The 17,809-nt window shown below is 69.4% G+C and carries 13 protein-coding genes and 1 tRNA gene; 6 read left to right on the top strand and 8 right to left on the bottom strand.

Translation table 11 applies throughout. The annotated features are described in order from the left end of the window. The first annotated feature begins 83 nt into the window (after window positions 1-83). Entirely contained in the window at window positions 84-950 is an 867-nt protein-coding gene (locus tag R3F55_07260) for a DMT family transporter (protein MEZ5667217.1), read from the top strand. Here R3F55_07260 and putA read toward each other — a convergent pair. Further along, window positions 947-4,138 (bottom strand): bifunctional proline dehydrogenase/L-glutamate gamma-semialdehyde dehydrogenase PutA, encoded by a 3,192-nt coding sequence (putA, locus tag R3F55_07255; protein MEZ5667216.1) that lies wholly within the window; start codon window positions 4,136-4,138, stop codon window positions 947-949. The two genes, R3F55_07260 and putA, sit on opposite strands and share 4 nt — an antisense overlap. 151 nt (window positions 4,139-4,289) lie before the next feature. On the opposite strand from putA, the gene R3F55_07250 reads away from it, so the two are divergent. Then, complete coding sequence (locus R3F55_07250; GenBank protein ID MEZ5667215.1) at window positions 4,290-5,186, top strand: DMT family transporter; 897 nt, start codon at window positions 4,290-4,292, stop codon at window positions 5,184-5,186. 16 nt (window positions 5,187-5,202) lie between these two features. Here R3F55_07250 and ugpC read toward each other — a convergent pair whose 3' ends face one another. The 4 genes from ugpC to R3F55_07230 form a co-directional block, all read right to left on the bottom strand. After that, window positions 5,203-6,300 (bottom strand): sn-glycerol-3-phosphate ABC transporter ATP-binding protein UgpC, encoded by a 1,098-nt coding sequence (gene ugpC / locus R3F55_07245; protein ID MEZ5667214.1) that lies wholly within the window; start codon window positions 6,298-6,300, stop codon window positions 5,203-5,205. A 28-nt stretch (window positions 6,301-6,328) separates the two neighbouring features. Continuing rightward, window positions 6,329-7,156 carry a carbohydrate ABC transporter permease gene (locus R3F55_07240; protein MEZ5667213.1) on the bottom strand — a complete coding sequence of 276 codons (828 nt, stop codon included), beginning with the start codon at window positions 7,154-7,156 and terminating at the stop codon, window positions 6,329-6,331. A 418-nt stretch (window positions 7,157-7,574) separates the two neighbouring features. Beyond that, window positions 7,575-8,513 carry a sugar ABC transporter permease gene (locus R3F55_07235; protein ID MEZ5667212.1) on the bottom strand — a complete coding sequence of 313 codons (939 nt, stop codon included), beginning with the start codon at window positions 8,511-8,513 and terminating at the stop codon, window positions 7,575-7,577. 100 nt (window positions 8,514-8,613) lie between these two features. After that, the gene (locus R3F55_07230; protein ID MEZ5667211.1) at window positions 8,614-9,855 is read right to left on the bottom strand and encodes an ABC transporter substrate-binding protein; all 1,242 of its coding nucleotides are present in this window, start codon (window positions 9,853-9,855) and stop codon (window positions 8,614-8,616) included. 243 nt (window positions 9,856-10,098) lie between these two features. On the opposite strand from R3F55_07230, the gene R3F55_07225 reads away from it, so the two are divergent. Then, window positions 10,099-10,174: transfer RNA gene (locus R3F55_07225), tRNA-Lys, on the top strand. A gap of 83 nt (window positions 10,175-10,257) precedes the next feature. Here R3F55_07225 and R3F55_07220 read toward each other — a convergent pair. Together R3F55_07220 and R3F55_07215 are read right to left on the bottom strand one after the other, a co-directional pair. Further along, on the bottom strand, window positions 10,258-11,475 hold the full coding sequence (locus tag R3F55_07220) for an NADH:flavin oxidoreductase (protein ID MEZ5667210.1): 1,218 nt from the start codon (window positions 11,473-11,475) through the stop codon (window positions 10,258-10,260). A gap of 84 nt (window positions 11,476-11,559) precedes the next feature. Continuing rightward, window positions 11,560-12,282, bottom strand: a complete 723-nt coding sequence (locus tag R3F55_07215) for an isochorismatase family protein (GenBank protein ID MEZ5667209.1) — start codon at window positions 12,280-12,282, stop codon at window positions 11,560-11,562. Between the two features lie 309 nt (window positions 12,283-12,591). On the opposite strand from R3F55_07215, the gene R3F55_07210 reads away from it, so the two are divergent. Beyond that, on the top strand, window positions 12,592-13,836 hold the full coding sequence (locus tag R3F55_07210) for a M20 family metallo-hydrolase (GenBank protein ID MEZ5667208.1): 1,245 nt from the start codon (window positions 12,592-12,594) through the stop codon (window positions 13,834-13,836). An 18-nt stretch (window positions 13,837-13,854) separates the two neighbouring features. Here R3F55_07210 and hydA read toward each other — a convergent pair whose 3' ends face one another. Beyond that, a complete protein-coding gene (hydA, locus tag R3F55_07205) occupies window positions 13,855-15,264 on the bottom strand; it encodes a dihydropyrimidinase (protein MEZ5667207.1) in 1,410 nt (469 codons plus the stop codon). Between the two features lie 277 nt (window positions 15,265-15,541). Between hydA and R3F55_07200 the strand changes: the two genes are divergently transcribed. Together R3F55_07200 and R3F55_07195 are read left to right on the top strand one after the other, a co-directional pair. Beyond that, window positions 15,542-16,843 carry an extracellular solute-binding protein gene (locus tag R3F55_07200; GenBank protein ID MEZ5667206.1) on the top strand — a complete coding sequence of 434 codons (1,302 nt, stop codon included), beginning with the start codon at window positions 15,542-15,544 and terminating at the stop codon, window positions 16,841-16,843. Window positions 16,844-16,949: 106 nt separating this feature from the next. Next, window positions 16,950-17,807, top strand: a complete 858-nt coding sequence (locus R3F55_07195) for an ABC transporter permease (protein ID MEZ5667205.1) — start codon at window positions 16,950-16,952, stop codon at window positions 17,805-17,807. Window positions 17,808-17,809: the final 2 nt, after the last annotated feature.

Here is a 17,809-nt window from a genome sequence, read left to right as displayed (position 1 = left end):
GACCGAACCGTACCGGACCGTATCTGGCATCGGCGCATCTTCCCGGCCAGGGTGCGCCCCTGTCAATGCAAGCGGGAGCGGCCGTGAACGCGCGGCACATCGGGCTGGTCAACGGCGCCATCGGCATGCTGATCTTCAGCGGTTCGCTGCCGGCGACCCGCATCGCGGTCACCGGCTTCGACCCGGTTTTCCTCACGGTCGCCCGTGCCGCACTCGCCGCCCTGTGCGGCGGCCTGTGGCTGCTCGCCACCGACCGGCATCGACTCGCCCCCGGCGACATCCTCCGCCTGGCGGTGGTCGCGCTTGGCGTGGTCGCCGGCTTTCCGTTGCTGACCGCGCTCGCCCTGCAGCAGGTCACGGCGGTGCACGGCACCGTCTTCATCGGGCTGCTGCCGCTGGCGACGGCGCTGTTCGGCGTGCTGCGCGGCGGCGAGCGCCCGCGCGGCGCCTTCTGGGCGTTCTCGCTCGCCGGCAGCGCGCTTGTGGTCGGCTATGCCCTGTTCAGCGGCGCCGAACCCGGCCTGTCCACGGCCGACCTGATGCTGCTGGCCGCCGTGCTGGTCTGCGGGCTGGGCTATGCCGAGGGTGCGGTGCTGTCGCGCCGGCTCGGCGGGCTTGCCGTCATCGCCTGGGCGCTGCTGCTGTCGCTGCCGCTGGTGCTGCCGCTGCTGGCGATCCTGTGGCCGGACAACCTGGCGGACGTCGCCACCCCGGCCTGGCTCGGCCTCGGCTATGTCGCCCTGTTCAGCATGTTCATCGGCTTCATCTTCTGGTACCGCGGGCTTGCCCTCGGCGGCATCGCCGCGATCTCGCAGATCCAGCTGCTGCAGCCGTTCTTCGGCATGGCGGTTGCCGCGCTGGTGCTCGGCGAGGCGGTCGGCTGGCCGGCGCTGGCGGTGGCCGCCGGGGTCAGCGTCAGCGTGGCGCTGGCGCGGCGCTTCGCCCGCTAGCCGCTGCCCAATGCCAGCAGGCTGGCGTTGCCGCCCGCCGCGGTGGTGTTGATGCTGACCGCGCGCTCCACCGCGAAGCGCGGCAGATAGTGCGGGCCGCCGGCCTTCGGTCCGGTGCCGCTCAGCCCCTCGCCGCCGAACGGCTGCACGCCGACCACCGCGCCGATCATCGATCGGTTGACGTAGAGATTGCCGACCGGCAGCCGCGCCGCCATCGCCTCCGCCCGGTCGTCGATCCGGCTGTGCAGGCCGAATGTCAGGCCATAGCCTGTGGCCGCGATCTCCTCGACCACCGCGTCGAGCCGGCGCGCATCGAAGCGGATCACGTGCAGGATCGGGCCGAACACCTCGCCGCCGATCCGGGCCAGCCCGTCGACCTCGTAGGCGCGCGGTCCGAAGAACCAGCCGTCGCCGCCCGGCTCGCCGCACATGTGGATGCGCTTCGCCTCGCGGTCCATCCGCGCCGCATGGGCGGTCAGCGTGGCGTGAGCGTCGGCATCGATCACCGGGCCGACGTCGGTGGCGAGGTCGGCGGGATCGCCGACCCTGAGTTCGGCCATCGCGCCGGCCAGCATGGCAAGCAGGCGGTCGGCAATCTCGTTCTGCACGAACAGCGCGCGCAGCGCCGAACAGCGCTGGCCGGCGCTGCGAAAGGCGGAGACGACCACGTCGCCGATCGCCTGCTCCGGCAGCGCGGTCGAATCGACGATCATGCAGTTCAGCCCGCCGGTCTCCGCGATCAGCGGCGCGATCGGCGCTTCGCGGCCGGCCAGCGCGCGGTTGATCAGCCGGGCGGTCTCGACCGAGCCGGTGAAGGCGACGCCGTCGATGCCGGCATGCGCGGTCAACGCCGCGCCCACGGTCTCGCCGCGGCCGGGCAGGAACTGAAGCACGTCGACGGGCACGCCGGCCTGGTGCAGCAGCTGCACGGCGTGCCAGGCGATCAGCGGCGTCTGCTCGGCCGGCTTGGCCAGCACCGCGTTGCCGGCGGCGAGCCCGGCCGCGACCTGGCCGGTGAAGATGGCGAGCGGGAAGTTCCACGGGCTGATGCAGGCGAACACACCGCGGCCGCGCAGCGCCAGGCTGTTGCGCTCGCCGGTCGGGCCGGCCAGCTCCGTCGGCGAGCCGAACAGGCGCCGTGCCTCGGCGGCATAGTAGCGCAGGAAGTCCTCGGCCTCGCGCACCTCGGCGACGGCATCGTCTAGCGTCTTGCCGGCCTCGCGCACGCACAGCGCCATCAGCGCGGCGCGGTGCTGGGCATAGAGATCGGCGGCGCGCTCCAGGCAGCGGGCACGGGCGTCGACGGGCTGTGCGTCCCAGGCCGGCTGGGCGGTGCGGGCCGCGGCGATCGCGCGGCCGACATCCTCGCGGTCGGCCTCCACCACCGTGCCGACCGTCTCGCCGCGCCGCGCCGGATTGGCGACCGGTCCCGGCGGGCCCGCGACCGCTGCGCCGCCGACCAGCGCCGCCGCAGCGACCGGGCCGGACGCCGCCTGCATCGCGCTTGCCAGTGCCGCCAGCCGCGACCGGTCCGACAGGTCCTCGCCCCGCGAATTGCGCCGGGCATCGCCGTAGAGTGCCGATGGCGGCACGATCGCCGGGTTCGCCACCGGCTCGGTGGCCAGCAGGCGCGCAACCGGGTCGGCGATCACCTCGTCGACCGGCAGCTCGTCGTCGGCCAGCCGGTTGACGAACGAGGTGTTGGCCCCGTTCTCCAGCAGCCGGCGGACCAGGTAGGCGAGCAGGTCGCGATGGCCGCCGACCGGCGCGTAGATGCGGCAGGCGACCCGGGCGTCGGGCTGCGCCTTCTCCACCACCGCCTGGTACAGCGGCCGGCCCATGCCGTGCAGACGTTGGAACTCGAAGTCGCTGCGCCCGGTCGCCTTCGCCATGATCAGCGCGGCGGCCAGGGAGTGGGCGTTGTGGGTCGCGAACTGGGGATAGAAGGCCCGTGCGTCGGCCAGCAGCGCCTGGGCACAGGCCAGCCAGGACACGTCGGTGGTCCGCTTGCGGGTGAAAACCGGGTAGCCGGCCATGCCGTCGACCTGCGCCCATTTGATCTCGCTGTCCCAGTAGGCACCCTTGACCAGCCGCACCATCAGCCGGCGGCCGGCGCCGGCGGCCAGCCCGGCCAGCCAGTCGACCAGGTGGATCGCCCGCTTCTGGTAGGCCTGCACCGCCAGCCCGAGCCCCTCCCAGCCGGCGAGCGCCGGTTCCTTCGCGGTGGCGGCGATCAGGTCGAGCGAGAGATCGAGCCGGTCGGCCTCCTCGGCGTCGATGCAGATACCGATGTCGTGCCGCTTCGCCAGCTCGCACAGCGCGACGATGCGCGGCAGCAGTTCGGCCGTCACCCGCCCGGCCTGCGCCACCTCGTAGCGGGGGTGCAGGGCCGACAGCTTGATCGACACGCCGGGCCCGGCAACCGGCCCCCTGCCCGCCCCATGCCGGCCGACCTGTTCGATGGCGTTGGCATAGGCGTCGAAGTAGCGCTGCGCGTCGGCCGCGGTCAGCGCCGCCTCGCCCAGCATGTCATAGGAATAGCGATAGCCGGCCTTCTCCGCCTCGCGCGATTCCTTCAGCGCCGCGCCGATGCTCTCGGCCAGCACGAACTGCCGGCCCATGATACGCATCGCCTGCATCATCGCCTGGCGGATTACCGGCTCGCCGCTGCGCTGCAGCAGCCGGCGCATGGCGCGGTTCAGCTCGCCGGCGTCCGGCGCGTCGTCGCGCAGCAGCCGGCCGCTCAGCATCAGCGCCCACGACGAGGCGTTGACCAGCAGCGACCCGCTGTGGCCGACATGCTCGGCCCAGTCGCCCTCGGACAGCTTGTCGCGGATCAGCTCGTCGACCGTGCCGGCGTCGGGGATGCGCAGCAGCGCCTCGGCCAGGCACATCAGCACCACGCCCTCGCGGGTGTCGAGGCCGTATTCCTGCAGGAAAGCGTCGATGCCGCCGCTGGTGACGCGGCCCTCGCGCACGGCCACCACCAGCCGCCGTGCCCGGTCGGCGATCGCGGCGCGATCGCCGGCGGACAGCGCCAGCCGTGCCAGCAGGCCGTCGACCGCCTGCGCCTCGTCCATGCGATAGGCGTCGTCGATGGCGCGCCGGGCCTCGTCGAGCGTCGCCCCCCAGGACGGCCGGGTCGGCATGCGGAACGGCGGCGCGGTCGGATCGGTGTCTGCGGCCATGGGGTCCTCGCCAGCGAAATCCCGCCAGAGCCTAGCCCGAATCCGCAGCGTGCGAAAACGCCGCCCGGCGGGCATGCGCGCTGGCGCAAACCGCCCGCCGCATCGGATAGTCGGCGGCCAGTCCCGAATCGTCGCGTTGCCGGAGTTGCGATTGTCCCCCAACCTGCGCGGTGCCGCCTTCATGACGCTGTCGATGGCCAGCGGGACGGTCAGCGACACCCTGGTCAAGGCGCTGTCGGCCGGCATGAACATGGGCCAGATCATGCTGCTGCGCGGCATTGCCGCGACGGTGCTGATCTTCCTGCTGGCGCACCACCGCGGCGCGCTGCGACCGCTCGCTGCCGCCTTCCACCCGATGGTCGTGCTGCGCAGCATCGGCGAGGTCGGCGCCACGGTCACCTTCCTGATCGCGCTGACCCACGTGCCGGTCGCCGACGCCTCGGCGATCTACCAGTCGATGCCGCTGGCGGTCACGGTGGGCGCCGCGCTGTTCCTGGGCGAGCCGGTCGGCTGGCGGCGATGGAGCGCGATCCTTGTCGGCTTCGCCGGCGTGATGATCATCATCCGGCCGGGCTTCGAGGGCTTCTCCGGCTGGTCGCTGATGATCCTGGGCTCGGTCGGCTTCGGCACGCTGCGCGACCTCGCCACCCGGCGCATCCCGGCCGGCACGCCTTCGCTGTTCATCTCCGCGGTGACCGCGCCGGCGGTGGCGGTCACCGGCGCGGTGCTGGTCGTCCCGCTGGGCGGCTGGCAGCCGGTGGACCTCGGCATGGCGGCGTGGCTGGTGGGCGCGGCGATGCTGCTGCTGGTCAACTACCAGTTCATCACCATGGCCATGCGCGAGGGCGACATCGCCTTCGTGTCGCCGTTCCGCTACACCGGCCTGCCCTTCGCCATGCTGCTGGGCTTCGTCGTCTTCGCCGACGCGCCGGACCTGCCGATGGTCGGCGGTGCCGCCATCGTGGTCGGCTCCGGCCTGTACATGCTGCACCGCGAACGCCGGCTCATGCGCCGGGTGGCGGTGGTGACGCGACCGGCGCCGCGGTAGCCCGCCCGGCCCCGGCTCAGGCGTCGTAGTGGGTGCCGAGGCCGATGGCCTGCTCGTCCTCGTTGAAGATGTGGACCAGCGACGGGTCGACATAGACGGTGACGTCGTCGCCCTCGCGGATCGGGCTGCCGCCGTCGCTCAGCACCATCAGCGTCTCCACCCCGCACTGGACGTAGTGATAGGTGGTGCCGCCCAGCCGCTCGGTGACGATCACCCGGCCGGAGATGGCCGCGCCGTTGTTCGGCACCAGGCTCAGATGCTCCGGCCGGACGCCGAGCGTCACCCGGTCGCCCTTGGCCGCCGGCTTGGCCAGCTTGATCGGCATGGTGGCGCCGCCCAGCATCGCCACCGTCGCGGCGTCGCCTTCGACCTTCACGATCGAGCTGTTGATGAAGTTCATCGACGGCGAGCCGATGAAACCGGCAACGAACAGGTTCTGCGGGCGGTGATAGAGCTCCAGCGGCGAGCCGACCTGCTCGACATAGCCGGACCGCAGCACCACGATCTTGTCGGCCATGGTCATCGCCTCGACCTGGTCGTGGGTGACGTAGATCATGGTGGCGTTGAGGTCGCGGTGCAGCTTGGCGAGTTCGAGCCGCATCTGCACCCTGAGCTTGGCGTCGAGATTGGACAGCGGCTCGTCGAACAGAAACACCTTCGGGTTGCGCACGATGGCGCGGCCGATGGCGACGCGCTGGCGCTGGCCGCCGGACATGTCCTTCGGCTTGCGGTCCAGCAGCGGTTCGATCTGCAGGATCGCCGCCGCCTTGTCGACCAGCTGGCGGATCTTGCCCTTGTCCTCCTTGGCCAGCTGCAGGCCGAACTCCATGTTCTCGCGCGTGGTCATGTGCGGATACAGCGCGTAGGACTGGAACACCATGGCGATGCCGCGCTTGGCCGGCGGCAGGTCGTTGACGCGCTGGCCGTCGATCATCATGTCGCCGTCGGAGATGTCCTCCAGGCCGGCGACCAGGCGCAGCAGGGTGGACTTGCCGCAGCCCGACGGGCCGACGAACACGCAGAACTCGCGGTCCTTGATGTCCAGGTCGACGCCGTGGATCACCACCGCGTTGCCGAACCGCTTGACCACCCCGCGCAGCTGTACGTCTGCCATGTTGCTCGTGTCCCTCTTGCGCCTCAGGCTAGCCCTTGACCGCGCCGGCGGTGAGGCCGGAGACGATCTTGCGCTGGAAGATCAGCACCAGCACGATCAGCGGCACGGTGACGATCACAGAGGCGGCCATGATCGGCCCCCACGGGATCTCCTGGTCCGACGCGCCGGACAGGAAGGCGATAGCCAGCGGCACCGTGCGCTGCTCGTCGTTGGAGATGAAGGTCAGCGCGAACAGGAACTCGTTCCACGCGGCGATGAAGGCCAGCAGCCCGGTCGTCACCATCGCCGGCCACATCAGCGGCAGGAACACCCGCCAGATCACCGTCCAGCTCGAGGCGCCGTCGGTCAGCGCCGCCTCCTCCAGCTCGACCGGCAGGTCGCGCATGAAGGTGGTCAGCACCCACACCGTGAACGGCAGGGTGAAGATCATGTAGGAGAACACCAGCGACCACAGCGAGTTCGACAGCCCGAGGCCGCCGAACACCTGGAACAGGCCGGCCAGCACCGCCACCTGCGGGAACATCGACACGCTGAGGATGGTCAGCAGCAGCGTGCTGCGGCCGCGGAAGCGGATGCGGCCCAGCGCATAGGCCGCGGTCACCGCCAGGAACAGCGAGATCGCCACCACCACCGACGACACGAACACCGAATTCAGGATGTTGCGGCCGAAATTCCCGGTCTCGAACACCCCGGTGTAGTTGCTCAAGGTGATGTCGCCCGGCAGGTAGTTGACCTCGAACAGGGCGGTGCCGGTTTTGAACGAGGTCACGATCGCATAGTAGAACGGGAACACCGAGAACAGGATCACCGCCGCGATCAGCGTGTAGAAGGCCAGCTTCTTGCGCAGACGCTCGATCGGGAAGGTGACCACCGCGCCGATCGCGCAGACGATGGTCATCAGCGGATAGGCGCCCTCCGCCCCGCGCGACCAGGCGAAGGCCGCCGCGATGGCCGCCGCCACGAACAGCACGAAGGTCAGCCACCACGCCTCCGGCGCATAGCGCGACAGCGTGATGTAGGCCATCAGGCCCGCGATCGCGACCGGCGCGACGATCAGCACCAGGAAGATCGGCAGCAGCACCAGGCGGATCAGCAGGCCGAGCATGGTCGCGTCGATCGAACGCGTGGTGCTTTCCAGCAGGCCGGATAGCTCGGGCACCAGCAGGATGGCGAGGTAGACCGCCACCGCGGTCAGCAGCAGCCAGATCGCGGCCATGAGCCAGCGCGTCGGGTTCAGCGGCGCCGTGCCCAGCGGCATGTCCATGCGTGCGGTCTCAGTCGCCAAGGCGCATCCTCCCGAACTTGATGACCGAGATGACCAGCATCGCGATCACGAGGAACAGGAAGGTCGAGGCGGCCGAGCCGTAGTAGAACTTGTCGAACTGGAACAGGTTCTCCTGGGCGAACACCGACATGCTGCGCGTCTCGCCGTTGTTCGGCGTCAGCACGTAGATCAGGTCGAAGATGCGCAGCGAGTCGAGCGCGCGGAAGATGATCGCCACCATCAGCGCCGGCCGGACCAGCGGCAGCGTCACCCGGAAGAACACCCTGACCGGGTGGACGCCGTCGACCTTGGCCGCCTCGTAGATGTCGCCGGGCAGCATCTGCAGGCCGGCGAGGATCAGCAGCGCCATGAACGGCGTGGTCTTCCACACGTCGACGATGATGACGGCGGCCATCGCGGTGTCGGGCGAGGCGGTCCACGCCACCGGCTGGGTGATCACGCCCAGGCCCATCAGGATGTCGTTGATGATGCCGAACTGGTCGTGCAGCATCCAGGCCCACATCTTGGCCGAGACGATGGTGGGGATTGCCCACGGGATCAGGATGGCGGTGCGCAACAGGCCGCGGCCGCGGAAATGCGCGTGCAGGGTCAGCGCCACGGCCATGCCCAGGATCGTCTCCAGGCTGACCGAGATCACCGTGAACTTGATGGTGTTCCAGACGGCGTTGATCCAGGTCGGGTCGACCAGCAGGCCGAACCAGTCGCCGGTGCCGTCGCCGTAGTCGAAATATTCCAGGTAGTTGTTGAATCCGACCCACTCGAAGTCCCAGGTGAAGGCGTTCGAGAGCCGCGCGTCGGTGAAGCCGTAGATGATGGTCATCACCAGCGGGTAGCCGGCGACGGCCGCCAGCACCACCAGCATCGGCGTCAGGTACAGCCATGCGTCGCGGACGCGGCTGCGGGTCAGTTGCGAGGCCTGGGCTGCCATCGGTGTTCCCGATCGTGCTGAAACGAGGGAAGTCGGATGGTCGGTCGGGGTGCCCGCGGCCCGCGCGCCGCTGGGTGGCGCGGGGCCGCGGGCGCAGGGCTTACCAGCCGCTGCCGCGCAGCCGCTTCAGGTTGCGCTCGAGCTGGGCGAGGTTGTCGGCGGCCGAGCCGTTGCCGGACAGGGTGGCGTGCACCGCGGTCCAGAACTCCTGGTTGACCTCGTTGTAACTGGTCTTCGCCGGCGCCGACGGGCGCGGCACGGCGGCCAGGAAGATGTCGCGCCAGCGCGGGATGATCGGCTGCTGCGCGGCGATGTCGGGATCGTCGTACAGCGAGATGATCGTCGGCAGCCGCGAACCCTGCAGCGCGTTCTGCTTCTGCACTTCGGCACTGGCCAGGAACAGGGCGAGGTCGATCGCCGCATCCGGGTTCTGCGAGTATTTCGACACCGCGAGGTTCCAGCCGCCCAGCGTCGCGGCCGAGGTGTCGCCGCTCTCGCCCACCGGCAGCGGCGCCACGTCGAACAGGCCCTTCACCGCCGAATCGTCGCCGTTGCCGAGCGAGAAGGCATAGGGCCAGTTGCGCATGAAGGCGGCATTGCCGGTCTGCCAGACGCCGCGCGCATCCTCTTCCTTGTACGACAGCACGCCTTCCGGCGCGATCGTGCCGACCCAGGCCTTGGCCATCTCCAGCGCCGCGGCGGCGTTGGGGTTATTGATCGAGATCTCGCCGTCGGCCTCGATGATCTGGCCGCCGCCGTTGCTCTTCACCCACTCCAGCGCGTCGCAGGTCAGGCCCTCATAGGGCGCGCCCTGGAACACGAAGCCGTAGAAGCCGTCGTTCCCGGCGGCGCGCTCGCCATCCATGATGGTCTGCGCCGCGGCGGTCATCTCCGCCCAGGTGGTCGGCACGGCCTGCCCGTACTTCTCCAGCAGGTCGGTCCGGTAATAGAGCGCCGGCGCGTCGGTGAAGAACGGCAGCGCCACCAGCTTGCCGTCGACGGTCTGCGATTCGACGATCGAGGGGAAGTGGTCGCCGACCACGCCGGCGGCGGCCTCGGTCAGGTCGAGGAAGTGCTCGGCCAGCTGCGGCGCCCAGATCACGTCGACCCGGTAGACGTCGATGTCGGTGTTGCCGGCGGCCAGCCACAGGCGATACTGGCCGAACTGGTCGGTGGTCGACGGCGGCATCGAGACGATGTTCGCCGTGTTGCCGGTCCGCTCCTCCCAAATGTCCAGCTGGCTGCGCAGAATCTCCAGGTCGTTACCGACCGCGCCGGACACAATGGAGACCTCGACCGCGCCAGCCTGGCTCGCCAGAGCCACGGAAGACACGCCCAGCATGAGCGCACAGCAAAGCGCTTTAGTCTTCACTTCATAACCCTCCCAGTCTGCTTTTCAGTTGTGTGTCCCCGGCCGTATCGCCGGGGTTGGCCAATACACTTGGCCGGATTGACCCGACTGTCAACGGGGCAGACGCGAATTCCGCCCGGCCGGTCCCGCCCAGACGTTTCGATGCGGCGGTGCCGCACCGCCCCGCCAGCGTTGACACGCCCGCGCCGCGCCACCTATAAGCGGCGCCGGTTCGGGCGCATAGCTCAGTCGGTAGAGCAGCTGACTCTTAATCAGCGGGTCGCAGGTTCGAGTCCTGCTGCGCCCACCAATCATCTCAATGGGTTGGTGACCTTTCCGGGCCCTGTCGGACTGCCTGTCCGACGGTGGCGCGATGCTGCGTGCGGTTGGCGGCTATCGCGGCCGGCGCTTGCTGAAATCGGGGTCCCAGGTCGGCACGCGCAGGTCGAGCGGATAGCCGCAGCCGTAGTCGTAGGCCGGCTTGATCACGTATTTGCGGTCGAACGGCGTCCAGTCGTAGGGCACGCCGGCACGGATGATGTACGGCCAGTCCGGGTGCGCGAACAGCGGGCGGCCGACCGCGCAGAGCTCGCCGGCGCCCGATGCGATCACGTCCTCGACATGCGCGGCCTCGGCGATGCCGCCGTTGACGATCATCGGCAGGCCGCTCGCCTCGCGGATCGCCTGCGGCATCGGGGTGTCGGAGCCCGGATCGCGGTTGTCCTTCCAGTCGAAGCTGGACCAATGCAGGGCGTCGACCGGCGCGTCGGCCAGCGCGGCGCCGACGGCGCGGGCATAGGCGACGCCGCCCGGCCAGGCGCCGGCGAAGGCGTCGACGCCGTCCTGCGACAGGCGCAGCGTCAGGATCTTGTCGGGGCCGATGGCGTCGCGCACCCTGGCGCAGGCCAGCTTGGCGGCGCGCACGTTGTTCTCCGGCGAGCCGCCATAGGCGTCGGTGCGATGGTTCTGGCCGGGGTCGATGAACTGGTAGAGCAGATAGCCGTTGGCGCCGTGGATCTCGACCCCGTCGAAGCCGGCCTGCATGGCCCGCGCGGCACCGGCCGCGAAACCGTCGGCGATCTGCCCGACCTCGGCCTCGGTCAGCGCGCGCGCGGGCGGGAAGGTCACCTTCGGCCAGGCGCCGGTCATGCCGCGGTCGTGCAGCTCGGCATCGCTGTCGGTGTAGAGCACGAAGCCCGGGCTCTGGGTGGCGCTGGCGCTGACCGGCTGCTCGCCGGCGAACAGGCAGCGCGGATCGGACACGCGCCCGCCGTGCATCAGCTGCAGGATGATCGGCACGCCCAGCGCATGCACGGCGTCGACCGTCTTGCGCCAGCCGGCGACATGCGCGTCGGTCAGGATGCCCGGCTGGTTGAGATAGGCCTTACAGCCGAGCTCGTCGTTCTGATAGGTGCCCTCGGTGATGATCAGGCCGACGCCGCCGCGGGCGCGCCGGGCATAGTAGGCGGCCATCTCGTCGGTCGGCGTGCCGTCGTCCTCCGCCGACTGGCGGGTCAGCGGCGCCATCAACAGGCGGTTCTTCAGTTCATATGCGCCGAGCTTGAACGGCGTGAAAGCTGCGGCATTGCGGTCCGGCATCGGTCGTTCCATCCCTCTGTTCGTTCGTGATCGGGCGCCGGGCCGCGGGCCGGCCCTGTGGCGCGAAGCTGCGACCCAGGTGCGGCGGGTCTTGCGTTACTCGGCGGCGGCGCTGCGGGCGTTCACCGTCTCCAGATAGGCGACGCACTCGTCGACCGAATGGACGTCGGCGAACTTGGCGTCGATGTCGAACAGGTTCCAGGCAACGGCGCCGGGCACGCGGTCGCCGATGCATTCGCGCACGCCGATGGTGCGGAAGCCGTCTGCCAGGCCGTCGCAGATGGTCTGGCGCACGCAGGCGCAGGCGGTCACGCCGGTGACCAGGATGGTGTCGACGCCGTTGGCGCGCAGGATGCCGGCCAGCTCGGTGCCGTGGAACGCGCTCGCCCGCTTCTTCAGCAGGGTGTATTCGCCGTCGACCGGTGCGATCCGGCTGTCGATCGCCCAAAGCTCGCGGTCGGCCAGGTTGACCGCCTCGACCGGGATCTTGCAGTGCCACAGCCCCATGTCGGTGAAGGCGGCGTTGCGGTCGGTGATCTCGTAGGCGGTGGTGACATGGATGACCGGATGGCCGTTGGCGCGGCACGCCGCCAGCAGGCGCTGCATGCCGGGAATGATCTCGGCGTCCATCTTCTCCTGGTCGCAGGTGAACGGGTTGCCGGGCCGGGTCCAGGCGTTGGCCAGGTCGACGCTGACCAGCGCCGGCCGCCGGCCGAAGCCGATGCGGCGCTGGAAGCCCCGTTCCTTGTACAGCGCCGAAGCGGCCTCGAAGGCGGCCTGCAGCAGCCGATCCAGTTCCCGTGTATCCAAAGCGCTCACATTACACCTCCCCTTGCGCTGCGCGTGCAGCGGACCTCGCGATCGCTGCACGTTGCCATCCTTCGCTGCCATCTCCAAACGCTGTTGCAGCGGCGAATTGCCGGCCGCCGCCGGGCGGGCCGCCGGGGCGCACGCGGCCGGCGGCGTTGCGTTGACGACCCGCACCCTGCGTGCTTCCCTGGCATGCGCACAACGGGTTCAGGCGTGGGGGGGGGCCGGCGAGGTTGGCATATCTTTCAGGCGGCCAACGATGACCGGCGTGCCGGCCGGGCGCTGCCGGCCACGCCCGGCGACGCATGCCGACGGCCGATGACCCGCACCCTCGCCATCGACGGCTCCCGCCTGCACGCGCGGCTCACCGAGATCGCCCGCTACGGCGCCACCGCTGCCGGCGGGCTCGACCGCCAGGCACTCGGCCCGGACGAGATCGCGGCGCGCGGCTATGTCGTCGGGGTTGCGCGCGAACGCGGTTTCGACTGCACTGCCGACGCCATCGGCAACCTGTTCGTCCGCCGCGCCGGCACGCGGCCGGAGCTGCCGCCGATCCTGTGCGGCAGCCATCTCGACAGCCAGCCCAAGGGCGGGCGTTTCGACGGCACGCTGGGCGTGATGGCCGCCCTGGAGGTTCTCGAGAGCCTCGAGGACGCGTGGGCGTCCCACCGCCACCCGATCGAAGCGGTCGCCTGGACCAACGAGGAAGGCGCGCGCTTCATCCCGAGCACCATGGGCTCGCAGACCTATGCCGGCGTGGTCGATCTGGCGGCGATGCTGGCCGTCACGGACGCGGCGGGCGTCACCGTGGCCGAGGCGCTGGCCGAGGCGGACGCGGCCTATGGCCCGCTGCCGCGCCGCGCCCTGGGCGGCCCGGTCGCCGCCTACCTCGAGTTGCACATCGAGCAGGGCCCGGTGCTCGAATCGCTCGGTCTGCCGCTGGCCGTGGTCGATGGCATCCAGGGCGCGCGCTGGCGCCGCGTGGTCCTCGACGGCCGCCCCGGCCATGCCGGCACGACGCCGGAAGCGCTGCGCCAGGATGCCGGCGATGCGGCGATCCGCGCGGCAGTGGCCGCGCGCGCCGCGGCCATGGCCGACGGCGATGCACGGGTACGATTCACGATCGGGCGCATCGCGTTCGGGCCCGGCTCGATCAACACGATTCCCGGCACGGCACAGTTCACCATAGACCTGCGCCATCCGGACGACGCCGCACTCGACCGGATCGTGGCGCGGATCGCAGAGGCGGTGGCGACGGAGGCCGCTCCGTGCCGCGCGCGCATCGAGACACTGATGAACGTCGCCGCCACGCGCTTCGACGCCCGCGTTCTCGCCGCTTGCGAAGACGCGGTTCGCGCCCAGGGCATCGCCGTGCACCGCATGACCTCAGGCGCGATGCACGATGCCCAGTTCGCCGCGTTGTGCGGCCCGGCCGGCATGCTGTTCATTCCCTGTCGCGACGGCGTCAGCCACGCCGAGTCCGAAGCGATCGAGCCGCAGCATGCCACCGTCGGCGCCCAGGCCCTGCTGGACGCCGTGCTTTACCTGGACAAGGCGATGTGACCGCGCCGGCGCGGCCGCTCAGACCGCGCCGCTGTGGCTGCGCTTCAGGATGGCGCCGCCGCCGGCCTTGCCGAGCCAGCGGTCGCCGTCGACCACCAGCCGGCCGCGCGAGAACACCTTCTTGACCCGCCCGGTGACCGGTCGGCCCTCGAACAGCGAATAGTCGATGCGGCTGTGATGGCTGGCCGCGGTGATGGTCCAGCGTTCGGCCGGGTCGAACAGGACGATGTCGGCGTCGCTGCCGACGGCGATCGTGCCCTTGCGCGGGAACATGCCGAACAGCTTCGCCGGCGTCGTCGACGTCAGCTCGACGAACCGGTTCAGCGACATGCCCTTGTTGAGCACCCCGCCGTCGAAGACCAGCGGCAGCCGCGTCTCCAGCCCCGGCGCGCCGTTGGGGATGCGGCTGAAGTCGTCGCGCCCCTGCATCTTGGAGAATTTCATGCCATAGGGCTGCTCGGCGAAGCAGAACGGGCAATGGTCGGTGGAGATGACCTGCAGGTCGTCGGTCCGCAGGCCCCGCCACAGCGCGTCCTGGTGATGGTGGGTGCGCAGCGGCGGCGTCATCACGTATTTCGCGCCCTCGAATTCGGGCCGGTCGTACTCCGCGTCGGTCAGGAACAGGTAGTGCGGGCAGGTCTCGGCATGCACCGGAATACCGCGGTCGCGCGCCTCGGTGACCGCGGACAGCGCCTCCGCAGCCGACAGATGGACGATGTACAGCGGCGTTTCCGCCAGCTCGGCGATGCGGATCGCGCGGTGGGTCGCCTCGCCCTCCATGATCGTCGGCCGCGTGATGCTGTGGTACTTCGGCGAGCGCAGGCCGGCCGCCACGGCCTCTTCCACCAGGACCTGGATGACCCCGCCATTCTCGGCGTGGACGCAGATCATGGCGCCGTTGTCGCCGGCCACCCGCATCGCCTTGAACAGTGCGCCGTCGTCCAGCATCAGCACGCCGGGATAGGCCATGAACAGCTTGAACGTGGTGACGCCCTCGCTGTGGATCAGCGTCTTCATGTCGGCCAGCGACTGGTCGTTGACGTCGAGCATGATCATGTGCGCGGCGACGTCGACGCAGGCGCTGGCGGCGCGTCCGTACCAGTCTTCCAGCCCGACCAGCGGGCTTTCGCCGCGGTTCTGGTTGCAGAAATCGATGACCGTGGTGGTTCCGCCGAAGGCCGCGGCCTTCGTGCCGGTCTCGAAGGTGTCGACCGTGCGCGACGGGCCGAACTCCCAGTCCAGATGCGTGTGCACGTCGACGCCGCCGGGGAAGACATAGAGCCCCGCCGCATCGTGCACCTCGACATCGCCGCCGACCGCGATCTCGCGGCCGATCGTATGGATCCGGCCATCCTGGATCAGGATGTCGGCCGCATAGTCGTCGACCGCCGTGATGATCCTGCCGTTGCGAACCAACACTGTGCCCATGTCATCCCCCGTGCCGGGCTGGCCGCGCCCCTGCCGACGGTCCAGCCGATGCGTTCCAAGCGCCGCCAAGGGTCCATCGCGCCGACCCGCTTGTCCACGATTGTTTCGGTTGGTCGGCGACGCGGCGCCGGGACCGCCGGCGCCGACACCGATCGCGCGTTTGCGTCGCGATTGCCATGCAGTTGAGCCCATGCAAGACTGTCGCCGTGGGTCGGTTATCAGTGCCCGTCGCGCGTGAATGCGTTCATATGCGCGGGCGATGCAGGGGGAGCGCATCATGACCAGTGCGAAGCAGAAATCCGTGTCCGCGACCGGCGTCAGCCGCCGCAAGCTGCTGAAGGGCGCGGCCGCGGCATCAGGTGCGGCCGTCGGTTCCGGCGTCATCGGCGCGCCGACGATCTGGGCGCAGAACATCAAGGACGTCACCCTGGTGCACACCGGGATGTCCTATTCGGTGCTGATCGACATCGCACGCCAGGCCACCGAAGACCTCGGCTTCACCGTCGAGATGTCGGTCACCGATCATGCCGGCCTGCTCAACCGGATGAGCAACGAGCCGGAATCGATCGACATCGCCGACAGCGAGATCTGGCAGACCAAGATCTATGTGCCGCAGGGCGTCACCCAGGCGGTGGACAGCAGCCGGATCGCCCTGTGGGACAAGATCACGCCGATCTACACCCAGGGCCAGTTCGCCGGTGCCGAAGTCAGCCGCGAGGGCGATTCGCCGTTCGAGCTGATGTATCGCGACGCCGTAGACGGCACCACGTTCCATGACGGGCCGACGCAGTGGGCGACGTTCATGCCGGGCGTCTACAACGCCGATACGCTGGGCATCCGCCCCGACCTGATCGGCCGTCCGGTGGAGAGCTGGGCCGAACTGTTCAATCCGGAATTCGCCGGCAAGGCCGCGATCCAGAACATCCCGACGATCGGGATCATGGACGCGATCATGGCAATGGAGGCGTCCGGACTGATCACCTATGGCGACAAGGGCAACCCGACCCGCGACGAACTCGCGGCCACCATCGACAAGCTGATCGAGCTGAAGCGGGCGGGCCACTGGCGCGCGCTGTGGAATACCTTCGACGAGTCCGTCAACCTGATGGCGGCGGGCGAAGTGGTGATCCAGTCGATGTGGTCGCCGGCGGTCACCGCCGTCGCCACCCAGGGCATCGACGTCGAGTATGTCAGCCTGAAGGAAGGCCTGCGCGGCTGGGGCAACGGCCTGGCCCTGATGTCGCACCTGGAAGGCATCAAGCTCGACGCGGCCTACGAGTATCTGAACTGGTACCTGTCGGGCTGGACCGGCGGCTTCATCGCCAAGCAGGGCTACTATATCTCGGTGCCCGAGACGGCGAAGAACTTCCTCACCGACAACGAGTGGGGCTTCTTCTACGGCGGGCAGCCGGCGACGGACGTCATCACCAGCCCGACCGGCGAGGTCACCAACCAGGCCGGCGACGTGCGCGACGGCGGCTCGTACGAGCAGCGGTTCAGCCAGGTCGCGGTCTGGAACAATCTGATGGACGAGGCCGAGTTCCTGTTCTCGAAGTGGAACGAGTTCAACGCGGCCTGATCCTTCCGCTGCGCAGTCGTAGCCGGGCGCCGGGGATGGCGGTAAGCCGTCCCCGGCAAGGCCCGGCCGTCCCGACCGCGCCCTGCGCCTTCCGGACCACCGACCCATGAACCAGAAGTTCCGAACGCTCCTGCAGGTCTCGCCGCTGGCGCTGGTCCTGTTCGTGTTCCTGGTGATTCCGATGCTGCTGGTGCTGGTGGTCAGCGTCTACCGCTTCGTCCTGTTCTCGGGCAGCGTGCCCGATTTCACGTTCGACAATTACATCGACGTGCTGAGCAGCTCGGTGAACCTGCAGCTCTACCTGTCGACGCTCAAGTTCACCGTCATCGTTCTGCTCATCACGCTCTTCATCGGCTTCTGGATCGCCTATTTCCTGGTCTTTCACATCCGGTCGATCCTGGTCGCCATCGGCCTGTTCCTGGTCTGCACGGTGCCGTTCTGGACCTCGAACATCATCCGCATGATCTCCTGGAAGCCGTTGCTGGGCCGCGAGGGCCTGGTCAACACCGCGCTGATGGACATGGGCGTGGTCGACCAGCCGGTGCTGTGGCTGCTGTTCTCCGACTTCACCGTGGTCATCGCCTACGTGCACCTGTTCACGCTGTTCATGATCGTTCCGATCTTCAATTCGATGGCGCGCATCGACAAGGCGCTGATCGAGGCGGCGATCGACGCCGGCGCCAGCCGCTGGGGCGTGATCTGGAACGTCATCGTGCCCTTGTGCAAGACGGGCATCGCGCTGGGCGCCGTGTTCGTCGTTACGCTGGTGATGAGCGATTTCTTCGTCGTCGCGGTGATGAGCGGCGGCCTGTCGGGATCGGTGTCCTACGGCGTCTTCAACGACCTCGGCATCCAGAATTACCCGCGCGCTGCTGCCAACTCGATCATCCTGCTGATCATCGTGGTGCTGATCGCCGGCGGCATTTTGCGGTTCGTCGACGTGCGCAAGGAACTGACGGGGTAGGC

The sequence above is a fragment of the Alphaproteobacteria bacterium genome (assembly GCA_041396705.1).
Lineage (GTDB): Bacteria > Pseudomonadota > Alphaproteobacteria > CALKHQ01 > CALKHQ01 > CALKHQ01.
This window is presented reverse-complemented; position numbering and strand designations above follow the sequence as displayed.

Coding starts and splice junctions, on each gene's coding strand:
- R3F55_07220 (MEZ5667210.1), bottom strand. CDS start 11,475: ATGGAACGACCGATGCCGGACCGCAATGCCGCAGCTTTCACGCCGTTC.
- R3F55_07210 (MEZ5667208.1), top strand. CDS start 12,592: ATGACCCGCACCCTCGCCATCGACGGCTCCCGCCTGCACGCGCGGCTC.
- hydA (MEZ5667207.1), bottom strand. CDS start 15,264: ATGGGCACAGTGTTGGTTCGCAACGGCAGGATCATCACGGCGGTCGAC.
- ugpC (MEZ5667214.1), bottom strand. CDS start 6,300: ATGGCAGACGTACAGCTGCGCGGGGTGGTCAAGCGGTTCGGCAACGCG.
- putA (MEZ5667216.1), bottom strand. CDS start 4,138: ATGGCCGCAGACACCGATCCGACCGCGCCGCCGTTCCGCATGCCGACC.
- R3F55_07235 (MEZ5667212.1), bottom strand. CDS start 8,513: ATGGCAGCCCAGGCCTCGCAACTGACCCGCAGCCGCGTCCGCGACGCA.
- R3F55_07195 (MEZ5667205.1), top strand. CDS start 16,950: ATGAACCAGAAGTTCCGAACGCTCCTGCAGGTCTCGCCGCTGGCGCTG.
- R3F55_07200 (MEZ5667206.1), top strand. CDS start 15,542: ATGACCAGTGCGAAGCAGAAATCCGTGTCCGCGACCGGCGTCAGCCGC.
- R3F55_07230 (MEZ5667211.1), bottom strand. CDS start 9,855: ATGCTGGGCGTGTCTTCCGTGGCTCTGGCGAGCCAGGCTGGCGCGGTC.